Annotated in this window: 13 protein-coding genes and 1 pseudogene; 13 read left to right on the top strand and 1 reads right to left on the bottom strand. The window is 57.6% G+C overall.

The window, feature by feature from the left end; translation table 11 throughout:
* Positions 1–14: 14 nt before the first annotated feature.
* The 12 genes from alaS to trxA all read left to right on the top strand — a co-directional run bounded on the left by alaS (position 15) and on the right by trxA (position 11,649).
* On the top strand, positions 15–2,651 hold the full coding sequence (gene alaS, locus GFC01_RS07820; protein ID WP_341473831.1) for an alanine--tRNA ligase: 2,637 nt from the start codon (positions 15–17) through the stop codon (positions 2,649–2,651).
* Between the two features lie 146 nt (positions 2,652–2,797).
* Positions 2,798–3,025, top strand: a complete 228-nt coding sequence (locus GFC01_RS07815) for an IreB family regulatory phosphoprotein (protein ID WP_152946126.1) — start codon at positions 2,798–2,800, stop codon at positions 3,023–3,025.
* 20 nt (positions 3,026–3,045) lie between these two features.
* Positions 3,046–3,993: an aldo/keto reductase gene (locus GFC01_RS07810; protein ID WP_152946077.1), complete on the top strand. Its 948-nt coding sequence runs from the start codon at positions 3,046–3,048 to the stop codon at positions 3,991–3,993.
* 22 nt (positions 3,994–4,015) lie between these two features.
* On the top strand, positions 4,016–4,459 hold the full coding sequence (gene ruvX / locus GFC01_RS07805) for a Holliday junction resolvase RuvX (protein ID WP_341473829.1): 444 nt from the start codon (positions 4,016–4,018) through the stop codon (positions 4,457–4,459).
* A 70-nt stretch (positions 4,460–4,529) separates the two neighbouring features.
* Positions 4,530–4,823 carry a DUF1292 domain-containing protein gene (locus GFC01_RS07800; RefSeq protein ID WP_152946076.1) on the top strand — a complete coding sequence of 98 codons (294 nt, stop codon included), beginning with the start codon at positions 4,530–4,532 and terminating at the stop codon, positions 4,821–4,823.
* 116 nt (positions 4,824–4,939) lie between these two features.
* A complete protein-coding gene (locus tag GFC01_RS07795) occupies positions 4,940–6,538 on the top strand; it encodes a VanW family protein (RefSeq protein ID WP_152946075.1) in 1,599 nt (532 codons plus the stop codon).
* Between the two features lie 102 nt (positions 6,539–6,640).
* Positions 6,641–7,681 carry an endolytic transglycosylase MltG gene (mltG, locus tag GFC01_RS07790; protein WP_152946074.1) on the top strand — a complete coding sequence of 347 codons (1,041 nt, stop codon included), beginning with the start codon at positions 6,641–6,643 and terminating at the stop codon, positions 7,679–7,681.
* Positions 7,682–7,923: 242 nt separating this feature from the next.
* Complete coding sequence (locus GFC01_RS07785) at positions 7,924–9,675, top strand: peptidoglycan D,D-transpeptidase FtsI family protein (protein ID WP_243137342.1); 1,752 nt, start codon at positions 7,924–7,926, stop codon at positions 9,673–9,675.
* Positions 9,676–9,764: 89 nt separating this feature from the next.
* Entirely contained in the window at positions 9,765–10,541 is a 777-nt protein-coding gene (locus GFC01_RS07780) for a helix-turn-helix domain-containing protein (RefSeq protein ID WP_152946073.1), read from the top strand.
* A gap of 298 nt (positions 10,542–10,839) precedes the next feature.
* Positions 10,840–11,013 (top strand): 4Fe-4S binding protein, encoded by a 174-nt coding sequence (locus GFC01_RS07775; RefSeq protein WP_152946072.1) that lies wholly within the window; start codon positions 10,840–10,842, stop codon positions 11,011–11,013.
* A gap of 40 nt (positions 11,014–11,053) precedes the next feature.
* Positions 11,054–11,254: an FmdB family zinc ribbon protein gene (locus GFC01_RS07770; protein ID WP_152946071.1), complete on the top strand. Its 201-nt coding sequence runs from the start codon at positions 11,054–11,056 to the stop codon at positions 11,252–11,254.
* Between the two features lie 77 nt (positions 11,255–11,331).
* Positions 11,332–11,649, top strand: a complete 318-nt coding sequence (trxA, locus tag GFC01_RS07765) for a thioredoxin (protein ID WP_152946070.1) — start codon at positions 11,332–11,334, stop codon at positions 11,647–11,649.
* A gap of 76 nt (positions 11,650–11,725) precedes the next feature.
* Here the strand turns inward: trxA and GFC01_RS07760 are convergent.
* Positions 11,726–11,881 (bottom strand): annotated as a pseudogene (locus tag GFC01_RS07760) (glutaredoxin family protein); the annotation flags it as partial.
* A 274-nt stretch (positions 11,882–12,155) separates the two neighbouring features.
* On the opposite strand from GFC01_RS07760, the gene GFC01_RS07755 reads away from it, so the two are divergent.
* Positions 12,156–14,251: PocR ligand-binding domain-containing protein (locus GFC01_RS07755; RefSeq protein WP_194174863.1), on the top strand; the 2,096-nt coding region annotated here is incomplete at its 3' end.

Raw genomic sequence — 14,251 nt, 5'->3', positions numbered from 1 at the left:
GGAGGTAAGGTTTGGTGACCGGAAAAGAAATCAGGGAAAAATTTCTAAAGTTTTTTGAAGAACGGGGACATCGCATTTTACCCAGCGCTTCGTTGATCCCCACCAACGATCCCAGCATTTTGTGGACTGCCGCAGGAATGGTGCCCTTTAAACCTTATTTTACCGGTACGGCCAAACCGGAGATGCTCCGGGTGACCACCTGCCAGAAATGCCTGCGTACGCCCGATATAGAAGAGGTGGGCCGTACCGCCCGGCACCACACCTTTTTTGAAATGCTGGGCAATTTTTCCTTTGGCGATTACTTCAAAGAAAAAGCCATCCCCTGGGCCTGGGAATTCACCACCCGGGTGCTGGGCCTGCCGGCGGAAAAACTGTGGATTTCCATTTACCTGGACGATGATGAGGCCTTTGATATCTGGCACCGGGAAGTGGGGGTGCCCGCGGAGCGCATTGTACGCATGGGCAAGGATACCAACTTCTGGGAAATCGGGGTCGGTCCCTGCGGCCCCTGTTCGGAAATTTATATAGACCTGGGGGAAGAACGGGGCTGTGGCTCCCCCGAATGCCGGGTGGGCTGCGACTGCGACCGTTACCTGGAAATCTGGAACCTGGTTTTTATCCAGTTTTTCCGTGATGAGGCCGGCAACTACACCCCCCTGGCCAGTAAAGGCATTGACACCGGCATGGGACTGGAACGGGTGGCCTCGGTGCTGCAGGGGGTTAACAGCAATTTTGATACCGATCTTTTCCGGGAAATCATGGATTATACGGCCGGGCTGGTCAACCGGGAATATGGTGCGGAGAAAAAAACAGACATGGCCCTGAAGGTTATAGCCGATCACTGCCGGGCCGTGACCTTTGCCATTGCCGACGGTGCCCTGCCTTCCAACGAGGGCCGGGGCTACGTCCTGCGCCGTTTAATCCGCCGGGCGCTGCGCTTCGGCCGCCTGCTGGGGCTAAACGAGCCCTTCCTGTACCGGGTTTCCGGTGCGGTGATCCGGCAGATGGCCGATGTCTATCCGGAACTGCCGGCCAACAAAGATCACGTTCTGCGGGTTATCCGCAGCGAAGAGGAACGCTTCGGGGAAACCCTGGCCCAGGGCACGGAAATTCTCAACCGGCTGGTGCAGGAAGCCCGCAATGCCGGCCGAACCGTCATTGACGGCCGGGAGGCCTTCCGCCTTTACGATACTTACGGGTTCCCGCTGGAACTGACCAGGGAGATGGCCGCCGAAGAGGGGCTGACCGTGGACGAGGACGGTTTTGCCGCGGCTATGGAAGAGCAGCGGGAGAGGGCCCGCAGCGCCCGGCAGGAAACGGAATACCTTTCGGAAGCCGGTGCCTTTTACAAGTCCCTGCGGGAACAGTTGGGGGAAACCCGTTTTGTGGGTTATGATGTCCTGGAAACCGGTGCCCGGGTGCTGGCTCTCATCAAAGACGGCCGGCCGGTAAAACAGGCCGTGGCCGGTGAAGAGGTGGAATTCATTCTGGACGTTACCCCCTGTTATGCCGCCTCGGGCGGGCAGGTGGCGGACCACGCCGGGGTGGAAGCCCCGGCCCTGGAGGTGCGGGTGACGGATGTTTTCCGTCCCGTGGAGGGCCTTTTTGTCCACCGGGGAAAGGTGGAAAACGGCATTTTAAAAGAGAATGACAGTGTCCGGGTGAAAGTTGACGTTGCCCGCCGCCGGGATACGGCACGCAATCACTCGGCCACCCATTTGCTGCATAAATCCCTGAAAGAAGTGCTGGGCGGCCATGTGCATCAGGCCGGTTCCCTGGTGGAACCGGACCGGCTGCGTTTCGACTTTACCCATTATGCTCCGGTTTCGCCGGAAGAAATGCGGCGGGTGGAAGAGATGGTCAACGGGGCCATCCTGGACAGCCTGCCGGTGGAAACGGAGATCACCACCCTGGAAGAGGCCCGGGCCCGGGGGGCGGCCGCCCTTTTTGACGAAAAATATGGCGAAAATGTGCGGCTGGTGAAAATGGGCGATTTCAGCCTGGAGCTTTGTGGGGGCACCCACGTACGCAACACCGCCGAGGTTGGGTTGTTCAAATTAATCAGCGAAAGCAGTGTGGGCGCCGGCCTGCGCCGGGTGGAGGCCGTTACCGGGCCGGGGGCGCTGCGCTATGTCAGTGCCAGAGAGGAACAGCTGGCCCATATTGCGGAGCTGGTGAAGGCTTCCCCGGCGGAGGTGGTCGCCAGGGTGGAGGCGCTGGTCAGGGAACACAGGGAACTGGAGCGGGAAGCGGAGGGGCTGCGCGCCCGGCTGGCCCGTTTTGAGGTGCAGAGCCTTTTGGAAAAGGTCAGGGAACTGGACGGCGCCAAATTCCTGGCTGCCCGGACCACGGCCCCGGATATGGACAGCCTGCGGGCCATGGTGGATTTGCTGCGGGACCGGCTCGGCTCGGCGGTGATCCTGCTGGCCAGCCCCGCCGGCGAAAGGGTAAACCTGGTGGCGGCCGTGACCGGGGATCTGGTGCTCCGGGGCCTGCATGCAGGCAAACTGGTGAAGGAAATTGCCCCCATTGTGGGCGGAGGCGGTGGCGGGCGGCCGGACATGGCCAGTGCCGGGGGGAAGGATCCCTCCCGCCTGCAGGAAGCCCTGGACCGGGCTTACACGGTGGCCATGGGACAGCTGAAAGGTTAAGTTGAAGGTCATTTATCTATTTTTACAGTGCATTTTTTAGCAATAGAGGAAAACCGGCGGAGTTAACGAATATAGATCCCCAGGAGGGTTATATTCTTAGAAGGGGGTCCTGTGCCGTGACCGGGGATATTTCGGAAAAGACGGTGATGTTCAGGGTAGAGCCCGAGGAAATGAACCAGGCCAGGGAAATATTGCTTTCGGTTTATGCCGCCCTGAAGGAAAAGGGTTACAATCCCATCAACCAGCTTGTAGGCTATCTTTTATCCGGTGACCCGGCCTACATCACCAGCCATAACAATGCCCGCGGCATGATCCGGAGGCTGGAAAGGGATGAACTTCTGGAAGAACTGGTGCGGCATTACTTGAGGGAATGACCGGGGAGAGGAAGGGATACTTGGATTACCGGATACTGGGGCAAACGGGTATTAAAGTGTCGCGCCTTTGTTTCGGTGCCCTGACGGTGGGACCCCTGCAGGCCGCTCTGTCCCTGGAGGACGGTGCCGGGGTGATCCGCCGGGCACTGGAAGCAGGGGTTAATTTTATCGATACGGCGGAATACTACCGGACCTACCCCTATATTCAAAAAGCCCTTAAGGACATGGAGCGGGAGGTTGTAATCGCAACCAAGTCCTATGCCTACACCCGCCGGGGTATGCAGGAAAGTTTGGAAAAGGCACTGCGGGAGTTGAAACGGGATTATCTGGACATTTTTCTGCTCCACGAACAGGAATCCTACCGGACCATCCGGGGACATTGGGATGCCGTGGAGTATCTTTTGGAGGCCAAAAAGGCCGGCCTGGTGCGGGCCATCGGCATTTCCACCCACTGCGTGGAGGGTGTGCGGGCGGCGGCCCGCATCCCGGAATTCGATGTTATTCATCCTCTGATTAACCTGACCGGGGTGGGCATCCAGGGCGGAACCCGGGAGGACATGCTGGAAGCCATTGCTGAGGCTGCTGTTTTTGGCAAGGGCCTGTATGGCATGAAAGCCCTGGGCGGGGGGAACCTGATCCCTTCCGTGGAGGAGGCGCTGGCCTTTGTCCTGAACATTCCCCATCTTGCCAGTGTGGCGGTGGGCATGCGCACTCCGGCGGAAGTGGACTTCAACGTGGCTGTTTTCAGCGGGCAACCCGTGCCGGAAGATCTCCGTCACCGGGTGGGCACGGTAAAACGACGCCTGCATATAGAAAGCTGGTGCCGGGGATGCGGTTGCTGTGTGGAAAGGTGTACCGCCGGGGCGCTGTCCCTGGTTGGCGGCCGGGCGGTGGTGGACACATCCCGCTGCCGGCTGTGCGGCTATTGTGGAGCGGTTTGCCCCGAGTTCTGCATCAGGGTCATCTGACAGGGGCAGGAGTTGAGCGCCGGTGCGTATAATGGGGCTGGATGTGGGGGATAAAACCATTGGGGTGGCGGTGAGCGATCCCCTGGGATGGACGGCCCAGGGGGTGGAGGTAATCCGGCGCAGTTCGGGGGAAGAGGATTTACAGAGGCTTCTCCAGCTGGTAAAGGAGTACCGGGTGGAGCGGGTGGTGGTGGGACTGCCCTGGAACATGAACGGCACCCTGGGGGAAAGGGGGCAAAAGGTGCTGCGTTTTGCCCGCTTGCTCGAACGCAGGTTGCACTGCCCGGTGGAAACCTGGGACGAGCGTTTGAGCACCGCCGGTGCGGAAAGAATTCTGCTGGCCGCCGATGTGAGCCGGGCGAAACGGAAAAAAGTCATCGATAAAATGGCGGCGGTGCTTATATTACAGAGCTATCTGGATGCCCGGGGTAAAGCAGGCGAAAAAGGTAAAACATCGGGCGATTAATTCCTGTTCCTTGACAAAAGGTTGAGTTTGGGATAGAATAGGCACAACTTGTAAAAAAGAGGTGGGGAGTATGTCCGAACACGATCATGATCACGAACATGAACAGGAAGAAGTAATTACCCTGGTGGACGAGGAAGGCCAGGAGAAAGATTTTGAAGTAATTGACATTGTCCAGGTGGATGGTTCAGAATATGCTATCCTGCTTCCGCTGGAACAAACGGAAGAGGATGAGGGAGAAGCCATTATCCTCAAATTTGAGCGGGATGAAGAGGGCAACGAAATCCTGGTGGACATTGAAGATGATGAAGAATGGGAAAAGGTGGCCGACTACTGGGAAGAAATGGTGGCTGATACGGATTCTTAAATTTACCGGTATTGGAAAGCTGGGGGCAGGGGTACCTGTGACATCCAGCTTTTTTTGTTTTTTATGAATGGAACCTTTTGCCCATGATTGTCGTCTTATGAAGGGGGGGAGAAAAAATGACCGGGAAAAGATTTCGCTGGACACTATTACTGGTGTTGGTTGGACTGGTCACCGGCACCATGCTGGTTTTGGGGGCCACCTTTGTGGCCCGGGGGGCTGAAAAGGTGTTCCCGGGCGTGCGGGCGGCGTCGGTGGATCTATCCGGACTGGACCGGGACGGCTGCCGGAGAGCCCTGGCATCACTGGAAGGGGAACTGAGCAGTTCACCGGTGGTGCTGCTTTATCAGGATCGCAGCTGGAAACTTTCACCCGGGGAGATCGGCCTGCACCTGGATGGGGAAACCATGATCAGCGCCGCCTTTAAAGCCGGCCGGGAAGGCAACTGGTGGCGGCAGTGGATGGAACGGCGGCGGATCAAGCAGGAAGGATTTCCAGTGCCCCTGGCCGTGGTGATCAATAAGGAGCAGTTCAACCGGAGAATGGACGCCCTGAGCCGGGAAATAGCCACGCCGCCCCGGGATGCGGCCTTCCGTATCCGGCCCGATGATACCGTGGAAATTATTCCCGGTGCGGAAGGTATGCAGGTGGACGGGGAAAAGGCTTACCGGGATCTGCTGGCGGCCCTCTCTACCGGCAAAAATCCGCAGGTTGAGCTGGCTCTGGTTAAAGTGGCGCCCCGGGTTACCACCGCCCAGGTGGAAGCCATGGGATTGAAGGGTTTGCTTTCTTCCTATACCACCCGCTTTGACGCCGGCTATACCGACCGGACCTACAACATCAGGGTGGCCGCTGCCGCCCTGGACGGGCTCCTGGTACCACCGGGACAGGAAGTGTCTTTTAACAAAGTGGTGGGACCCCGCAGTTCCGAAGCGGGATATAAAAATGCCCAGGTAATTGTGAATAACAGGGTGGTGGACGGTCTGGGAGGGGGTGTCTGCCAGGTGAGCAGCACCCTGTATAATGCAGTTTTGCTCGCCAATCTGGAAGTGCTGGATCGTACCAATCACTCCCTGCCCGTGGCTTATGTGCCCATGGGCCGTGACGCCACCGTTGTTTACGGTACCCTTGATTTCCGCTTTCGCAATAATACGGAAAGTTATATCTATGTGCGTTCTTTTGTCCAGGGTGGGCAATTGACATTCAAGATTTACGGCAATACGGACTATAAGGTGCCGGTGGAAATCCGCACCCGGGTGACGGAAGTGAGGGAACCCAAAGTGGTGCGCCAGCCCGATCCCGATTTGAAACGGGGCGAAGAGGTGGTCAAACAAAAGGGAGCCAGGGGTTACCGGGTGGAAGCACAACGGGTGGTGCGGGAAAAAGGGGTAGTCCATACGGAAAATCTCCCCGTCAGCATTTATGAGCCCGTGGACCAGATAGTGGCCGTGGGGACCAGGGAACCCGGCGGCGGCCCGGTGATTCCCCCGCAGGAGCCGGCGGGTAGACAGAATATTTCCGGAAACGGTTCCTCCAGTGGGGACAGTAATCCTTCCGGCAGCGGGCCTGCTGACCGGGAACAGAATGCCCCCACCGGCCCCGGGACGGATGCTCCGGGTAATCTTGAGCGCACCGAACCCGGGACATCCGGGGCGGTGTACGGAAACAACAGCTGTTCCCCCGGGTCCGGGGAGCCCGGAAAGAGCTCTCCCGGCTGAGCTCCCTTTCCCGGCCGGCGGTGACCGGTGGCAACGGCTGTTTTTTTACGGCAGTTTAAAGTATAATGGATTTAAAGTCCCGGCTAAACGGCAGGTTATATTATGAAAGTTTGTTCAATTCCGGGTATCCAAACGAAAAAACAGTTATTTGCGGTGCTGGTTGGAATTTTTCTTGCCGTGTGGCTGGCGGGTGCCGGCATTATGATCCTCCTTTCTCCGGCGGGCTATCCCCCGGGGGAAACCAGGGAGGTGACCATCTCTCCCTCTTCCTCCAGTGCCGTAATCGGGCGCCTGCTCCAGGAACAGGGGCTGGTGCACAGCGCCTGGTTTTTTAAATACTATGCCCGCATGCTGGGAGTGGATGGCCGGCTTAAGGCCGGCCACTACCAGTTCACCACCGCCCAGTCCCTGCCCCAGATTGTGCACCAGCTGCTCAGGGGGACGGGGACCGACGAGGGCCTGGTTTTTACCATTCCCGAAGGTTTTACCCTGGTGCAAACGGCGGATTTGCTGCAGCGGCGGGGTCTGGTGAGCCGGGACGCTTTTCTTGCTTCGGCGACGAAAGACTGCTTCGATTACCCCTTTTTAAGGGATGTTCCGGCCGGTCCCAACCGCCTGGAAGGCTATCTTTTTCCCGACACCTACCGGGTGGGAAACGGCGCCTCCGCCCATGAGATTCTGGACCTGATGCTTTCCCGCTTTGACCGGAAACTAAAGGAGATGGATTATGCCCGGCGGGCGAAAGAAGCCGGATTAACCCTCCGCCAGGCGGTGATTATCGCTTCCATGATTGAACGGGAAGCCAGGGTGGATGAGGAGAGGACAATCATATCAGGAGTGATTCGCAACCGGCTGGAGCGGGGGATGCCCCTGCAGGTGGATGCCACGGTGCAGTACGCCCTGGGCAGCCAGCGGGCAAAGCTGTATTATAAGGATCTGGAGGTGGATTCCCCCTATAACACCTACCGGGTCAACGGCCTTCCCCCGGGACCCATCTCCTCTCCGGGGGAGGCGTCCCTGCTGGCCGCCGTGCAGCCGGCCAAAACCCCTTTTCTTTACTATGTGGCCAGGCCCGACGGCACCCATGCCTTTGCCACCAACCTGGAGGAACACAATGCCAATAAACGCAAATACCTGCGCTAATCCCCAACCCCCTGAACTCCTTATACTGGCCCGGGAACTCCTCCTGGAAGAAACCCGTACCATCCGCAGCCCGGTTGCACATACCCCCGCAGGTGCTTGCGCACCGGGCCGTATGCATTCGTCCATCCCGGCCGCTACATGTTAAACAGCTACCTGGTGTTGACCCGTAAGGCGCTGGAAAGCAAAAGCGGGGTGCCGGCACCTTATTTTCTGCTTGGCGGCAGGAGTATAGCCGGTGCTTTATGCGGTCAAGCTATTGGATGAAAACGGCTGAAAAGGAATGGTTTGTTACGGTATACGGCAAACGCCTGCTTTTTCTATTTTCCTTTTTTTTGCTTGCCTTTGCCCTGCTATTGATGCACCTGGGAGTAATTCAAATCGGGCGGGGGGAGCAATATGCCTTTTTAGCCCTGGAACGGCAAACCCGCTCCCTTTACCTGGAAGATTACCCGCGGGGCGACATTCTGGACCGCCGGGGACAGTCCCTGACCGGTCGGCTGCAGGCAAACCGGGTGGTGGTCTTTCCCTCCCTGATCCCCGACCGGACGGAGGCGGCCAGATTTCTGGGGACCGTCCTGGGGGTTCCGGCGGACCGGATATCTCCCTACCTGACCGGGGATCCTGCATACCTGCCCCGCGACCTTACCCCCGGGATGGTGGAAACCATCCGGGAGAAAGGTATGCCGGGTATAGTGGTTCTGCCGGTATCTTTCAGATATGGTCCCAGGCCGCTGGCGGTTCAGGTGGTGGGCTACCTGGGGCGTGCGCAATCCCGGACGGAACTGGCTGCCTTACAAAACAGCAGCGGGAAGGCCTATCAACTGAACGACTGGATTGGCCAGGCGGGGCTGGAAAAATTTTATGAACAGGAGTTAAAAGCCACCCGGCCCCGGGATGCAGCCCGGTTGTTTGTGGATGCCGCCGGCCGTCCCCTGCCGGGGCTGGGTTTGCAGTTCGCTTCCGGCCGGAAGGATCCCGGGCGGCGGCATGTGGTCACCACCATCGATGCCCGCATCCAGCAGGTGGTGGAAAATGTCATGGACCGGCGGGTGAAAAAAGGGGCCGTGGTGGTTATGGATACCCGGACGGGCGATATCCTGGCCCTGGCCAGCCGTCCCGCCTATGATCCCCGCCCGGAAGCCCTGCCCGGTTACCTTTTAACCGGGGAAAAGGGCACCTTTATGGATCAGGCCACCGCCCTTTTTCAACCCGGCTCAGTATTTAAAGTGGTGGTGGCGGCTGCCGCCCTGGCCGAAGGATTGGTTACCCCCGACAGCAGATTTACCTGCCGGGGCAGTGCAGATGAGCCGGTGCGCTGCTGGTACGGCCCCGGCCATGGAAACATCAACTTCAGCCGGGCCTTCGCCGAATCCTGCAACCCCGTTTTTGTCCGGGTGGGGTTGGAACTGGGGCCGGAAAAAATTATTGAATATGCCCGCCGTTTCGGTCTGGATAACCAGGCCATTACCGGTTATCCGGTTACCCCGGACCCGCGCCAGGATCTGGGCCTGATTGCCGCCTCCCACAACCTGGTAAACAGCAGTCTGGGCCAGGGGCCGGTGCTGGCCACTCCGGTACAGCTGGCGGCCATGATCAATGTCCTGGCCAATAACGGCACTTATATCCAGCCCCGGCTGGTCATGGAACTGCGGGACGACGGGGGCCGGCCGGTGCGCACCTTTCCGGTGGAAAAAGGTCACCGGGTGCTCCCGCCCTCCGTAGTTGCCCAGCTGAGGGAAATGATGGAACAGGTGACCACCCGCGGTGTGGGAAGGGAAGCCTATCTGCCCGGTTGCGGCAGCGCCGGCAAGACCGGTTCCGCCCAGGTGGACGACCACGGGCGGGTCAACGCCTGGTTTTCCGGATACGCACCAGTACACGATCCCCGTTATACAATCACCGTGCTGGTGCGGGAGGGAATCAGCGGCGGTGAAAGTGCCGCTCCGGTATTCCGGGAAATAATGGAGCAAATTCTACCACTGCCGCCGGCTTAAGTATGCCGGTCTTTTTTTCGCAGGGCGAATTGACTGCTTAGTGTAATTATAGTAGGATAATAGTATAATTTGTTTTGGGAGTGTTGTGAATGATTGTAAAGGGGGAAAAAATCCGCTCCCTGCGGGAAGAAAGGGGTTATACCCTGCAGGATCTGGCCAGGCGGGCAAATTTGTCCCTTTCTTATTTAAGTGAAATTGAACGGGGTTCGAAACGGCCTTCCCTGAAAACCATTGATAAACTGGCTGCAGCCCTGAATGTACCCAAAACGCTGCTTATCGAGGGAGATGTCACCGACAGCGGCCTGTCCCTGGGGGATAAAATACGCCTTTTGCGGGCGGAAAAGAATCTTTCCCTGCAGGACCTGGCCGCCAGGGCGGGCATCTCCCTGTCCTATTTGAGTGAAATTGAACGGGGTACCGTTTATCCGGCCCTGAGTACCTTAAAACGCATTGCCGAGGGCCTGGATGTCTCCCCCACCTCCATCATGGGACAGGAGGGTTCCCTGGGCCACAAACTGAAAGCCCTGCGGGAGGAATACGGGCTCACCCAGGCGCAGCTGGCCAACCTGGCCGGGGTCACCGCCGGTCTTATCGGCCAGATTGAGCAGGGAAAAGTACAGCCCTCACTGAAGACGCTGGAGAAGCTGTCTGAAGTTATGGGCGTTTCACCCTGCTATTTTATAATGGAACCCGGTGCTGTAGACCAGATGCTCAGTCTGATGAACCCGGAGCTGCGGGAACTGCTGATGCACCCCAATGTCCAGGCCGTTTTGAGCCTGGTTTGCAACCTGACCCAGAAGGAACTGCAGTTCGTGCTGAACTTTATTCAGCTGTTTAAACGCTCTGATTTAAATGAGCGTCCGTAGTGCAGGCCGGTGGACCATACCGCCGGACCATACCCGCCGGCCGGTCCCGGCCGGATGGTGTTTTCTTTTTATCCCGTGCCTTTTTCGCAAACTGGAATGATGACGTTTCATCCTGTACTACCAGTACGGGTTTATGGACACAGATATCTTCACCACTCTTTTATCTACACCGGTTGATCTTTGCTGACCATGATGGTACACTATGGGGTATATTAAATTATAAGTTAAATTTCTGTTAATTATATTGCAAGCGAAGTTTATTTAGAGTATAATAGAAGAAAAACGGGAGACGGTAACCATGGCAGCCTTTGTGGTCAAGGATTTATGCGCCGGCTGTGGGGCCTGTGCCCGGGTTTGTCCTTACCGGGCCATCACCGTAGAGGCCAAACTGGCCAGGGTGAACCCGCAGCTGTGCCAGGATTGTGAAGAATGTATCTTCACCTGCCCCAACGGGGCCATTACGGCAGCCTGACCTTTCAGGAAAAATTTCACCGGCAGGAGGTGTTTATAAAATGCCCATTTATGACTTCCGCTGCGAGGATTGCGGCCACAAATTTACGCTTTTGATGGGGATCAGCGAAAGGGATAAGGTTACCTGTCCCCGGTGCGGGAGCAAAAAAGTGAGCCAGCTGATCACCGGCTGCGCCGTGCAGGTTAAGGGCGGCGGCGGTTGTGGCGGCGGACGGACGGGATCCGGTTCCGCCGGCGGCTGAGGTATTTGACCATCCGGGGCCGGAGGCCCCGGTTAATAGGCTTATGAGTTTAAAAAGTTATAAAGGAGTGGAGGCAAATGGCGCTGGAATTAAATGAAAACAACTTTGAGACCGAGGTGCTGCAATCCAGTCAGCCGGTTCTGGTGGATTTCTGGGCTCCCTGGTGCGGCCCCTGCCGCAGCATGGCTCCCATTATTGATGAGCTGGCCGGGGAATTTGCCGGGAAGGCAAAGGTGGCCAAGGTCAATGTGGACCAGAACCGGGAACTGGCCAGCCGCTACGGGGTGATGAGCATTCCGACTATGATTTTGTTTAAAGGCGGCCAGGCAGTGGGGCAGGTGGTGGGCTATACCCCCAAGGGTGTGCTGGCCAAAAAGCTGGAAAGCCTGCTGTAAGCGAGTTTATCAGCCGTTGTATGTGGATGTGGAGGTGGTGGATCCCTTTTCCCGGGACCACCACCTATCAATCCTTTCAGTGCAGCAACCTCTCCAGTTCTCCCCGGTTGAATTCCACCACCACATGACTTCCACCGGTGATGGTGGATACGGCCAGGCGGCCGGTCTTCCGCACCATTTTGTTGCGGGCCAGTTCATCATCGGCCATATTCTTTCCCGTAAAGTGCACTCCATAGCTCCGGCATTCCCGGAGTTTTTTTGTCGGCAGGTGTCGCCTGACCCGGGGGGTTTTGCAAACCATTTTCTTTTCTGGCAAAGCAGGAAAAACGTGCATTTCAATCGAAATTTCAAGGTATTACATATTTCTATCCCGGTGGATAGCTATGGTACGCCATGACATGGACAGGGAATAATTTTCTTGAAAAACGTCGAAATAAAGCAGGTCTTTTCCAGCAAGCACTGCCAGCAGGAGGTATATGGTTCATTTTATGGAGAAAGGAAGATTAATGCGATACTACGAAGAACTGAAACAGATCGGCTTACAAAAACTTCAGGAGAGTATGAGCCGGGCCCTGGGATTGGCGACTTTGATCACATACCCGGACGGGAGCCCGCTCATCGAAATCTCCAACCTGTGCTCTTTCTGCGCCCTGCTTAATAATACTAATCCAGAAGGAAGAGCCAGGTGCGCGGCTTCACGTGTGGTTTCTGCCAGAGCTGCTATGGACGCGGGGAAACCGGTCCTCCGCAACTGCCATGCCGGTCTGGTACACCTGGTAGTACCCCTACGGGTGGCAGGAGAAACGGTGGCGGTACTGATTGGCGGCAACGTAGCGCTGCAGCCGCTGGCAGAAGAGGCAGTGGCGCAGCTGGCCCGGGAAACCGGCATTGACCGGAAGGAGCTTCTGTCGGCGGCCAAAACGGTACCCATCTGGCCTGAGGAGCGGCTTTTGACCGCCATGGAGATGATACGGGAAGTTACGGAAACCGTGGCCCGGATGTTGTTCACCAGGCATGAATTACAGAAAAGGGTAGACGAACTGACCGCCCTATTTGAATTCAGCAAAACTGTTTCCGGCAGCCTGCAGGTGGCCGGGGCTGCCCGGCAGGGGCTTCAGGCGGCACTGGAATTGACCGGTGCCACCAGCGGTTCGGTGATAATGCTGGGCGAGACGGAAGTGGAGGCGGCAGATGCCGAAGTGGCAGCTACCATAGAGCCGTGCAGCGAACTGAGGGTCATTCCTGCGGGGGAAATAATAGCTGCTGTTGGGCGGGAAGTTACAGCCGCTCACTTTGACAGCCGTCCCGGAGAACGTACGCCCGAAGAAAAGCGGCCGGCGGTTGCAATACCCCTCACTGTCGGAGGCAAGGTGACGGGGGTACTTACCCTGGCGGGCAGGCCGGAAGGCCGGCGCTTCACCGAAGAGGAAACCGTCTTCTTGACCACACTGGGCACCGCTCTGGGGCTGGCACTGGAAAATGCCCGTCTTTTCCGAAAGGTGCAGGAAAGGGCAGCAATGCTGGAATGGCTTATTGAAGTGGGGAAGGGGATAGCAAGTAGCCTCGATGCGGACCTGATAGTTGAGAGAACTCTGGCGAGCTTAAGAGAACATTTTGGTACACCGTGGTGCACGTTACGAGTACACGAAGAAAAGAACGGGGAGGTGGTGCTCAAAGCGGGTGAGGGGCTGAAGAAAGGGATATGCAACGAGGTACGTGTTTCGTCGGCAGCGAGCACCACCTGTCCCCTGATTAATCAGGTAATACGGGCGAAAGAGCCCATGGCAATAGAAGATATAAATACGGCCGGTATTGATCTGCCATGCCGGCCTCAGGAAATAGAAGTCAGATCCATGGCCATGGTACCTGTGCTGGCCATGGGAAAACTGTTGGGAACGCTGGCGTTTCATTCCTCCGTGCCGCGGCGCTGGGGTGAAGAAGAAATCGGCTACCTGGCGACCATCGCCAGTCAAATGGGCCTGGCGCTGGAGAACGCGCGTCTTTACGCCGCGCTGCGGGAGTACTACTTGAGCACCGTACAGGCGCTGGCAGCGGCACTGGAGGCCAAGGACTTATACACAAAGGGGCATTCCATCCGGGTAGCCAGATGGGCACGCTCATGTGCCCGTCTGCTGGGACTTGGTGATGAAGAGCAGGAACAGGTTTATATGGCCGGGCTTTTGCACGACATCGGCAAGATTGGCGTGCGTGAGGACATTCTTCTCAAGCCCGGTCCCCTTACCCGGGAAGAAAGAGAAGAAGTGAAAAACCACCCCGAAGTGGGGGCCAGAATTTTGGAGCCGGCCCGGTTTCCTGAGGCAGTAATAGCGGCCGTCAGGCACCACCACGAAGACTATGGGGGTGGCGGTTACCCGGCTGGCCTTTCGGGTGAAAAAATTCCGCTTCTGGCGCGTATACTCCGCGTAGCCGACACTTACGATGCCATGACCTCCGCCAGACCATACAGGAAGGCATTCACCAGGGACTGGGCATGCAGGGAACTGGAGCGGTTCGCCGGCAGTCAATTTGACCCCCGGGTGGTGGAAGCATTCTTGCGGATACCGCACGACGAGCTGGTATATAATGTAAGCGGGGGGGGGGG

It is taken from the genome of Desulfofundulus thermobenzoicus (assembly GCF_009428905.1).
Taxonomy (GTDB): Bacteria; Bacillota; Desulfotomaculia; order Desulfotomaculales; family Desulfovirgulaceae; genus Desulfofundulus_A; species Desulfofundulus_A thermobenzoicus.
The sequence above is the reverse complement of the archived record's forward strand: the minus strand, read 5'-3'. Positions and strand labels throughout refer to the sequence as shown.

What these genes read in the sequence shown, in the direction of transcription:
- GFC01_RS07770 (WP_152946071.1), top strand. Translation starts at nt 11,054, where the DNA reads ATGCCCATTTATGACTTCCGCTGCGAGGATTGCGGCCACAAATTTACG.
- GFC01_RS07785 (WP_243137342.1), top strand. Translation starts at nt 7,924, where the DNA reads ATGCGGTCAAGCTATTGGATGAAAACGGCTGAAAAGGAATGGTTTGTT.
- GFC01_RS07795 (WP_152946075.1), top strand. Translation starts at nt 4,940, where the DNA reads ATGACCGGGAAAAGATTTCGCTGGACACTATTACTGGTGTTGGTTGGA.
- GFC01_RS07775 (WP_152946072.1), top strand. Translation starts at nt 10,840, where the DNA reads ATGGCAGCCTTTGTGGTCAAGGATTTATGCGCCGGCTGTGGGGCCTGT.
- GFC01_RS07780 (WP_152946073.1), top strand. Translation starts at nt 9,765, where the DNA reads ATGATTGTAAAGGGGGAAAAAATCCGCTCCCTGCGGGAAGAAAGGGGT.
- trxA (WP_152946070.1), top strand. Translation starts at nt 11,332, where the DNA reads ATGGCGCTGGAATTAAATGAAAACAACTTTGAGACCGAGGTGCTGCAA.
- GFC01_RS07800 (WP_152946076.1), top strand. Translation starts at nt 4,530, where the DNA reads ATGTCCGAACACGATCATGATCACGAACATGAACAGGAAGAAGTAATT.
- mltG (WP_152946074.1), top strand. Translation starts at nt 6,641, where the DNA reads ATGAAAGTTTGTTCAATTCCGGGTATCCAAACGAAAAAACAGTTATTT.
- GFC01_RS07815 (WP_152946126.1), top strand. Translation starts at nt 2,798, where the DNA reads ATGTTCAGGGTAGAGCCCGAGGAAATGAACCAGGCCAGGGAAATATTG.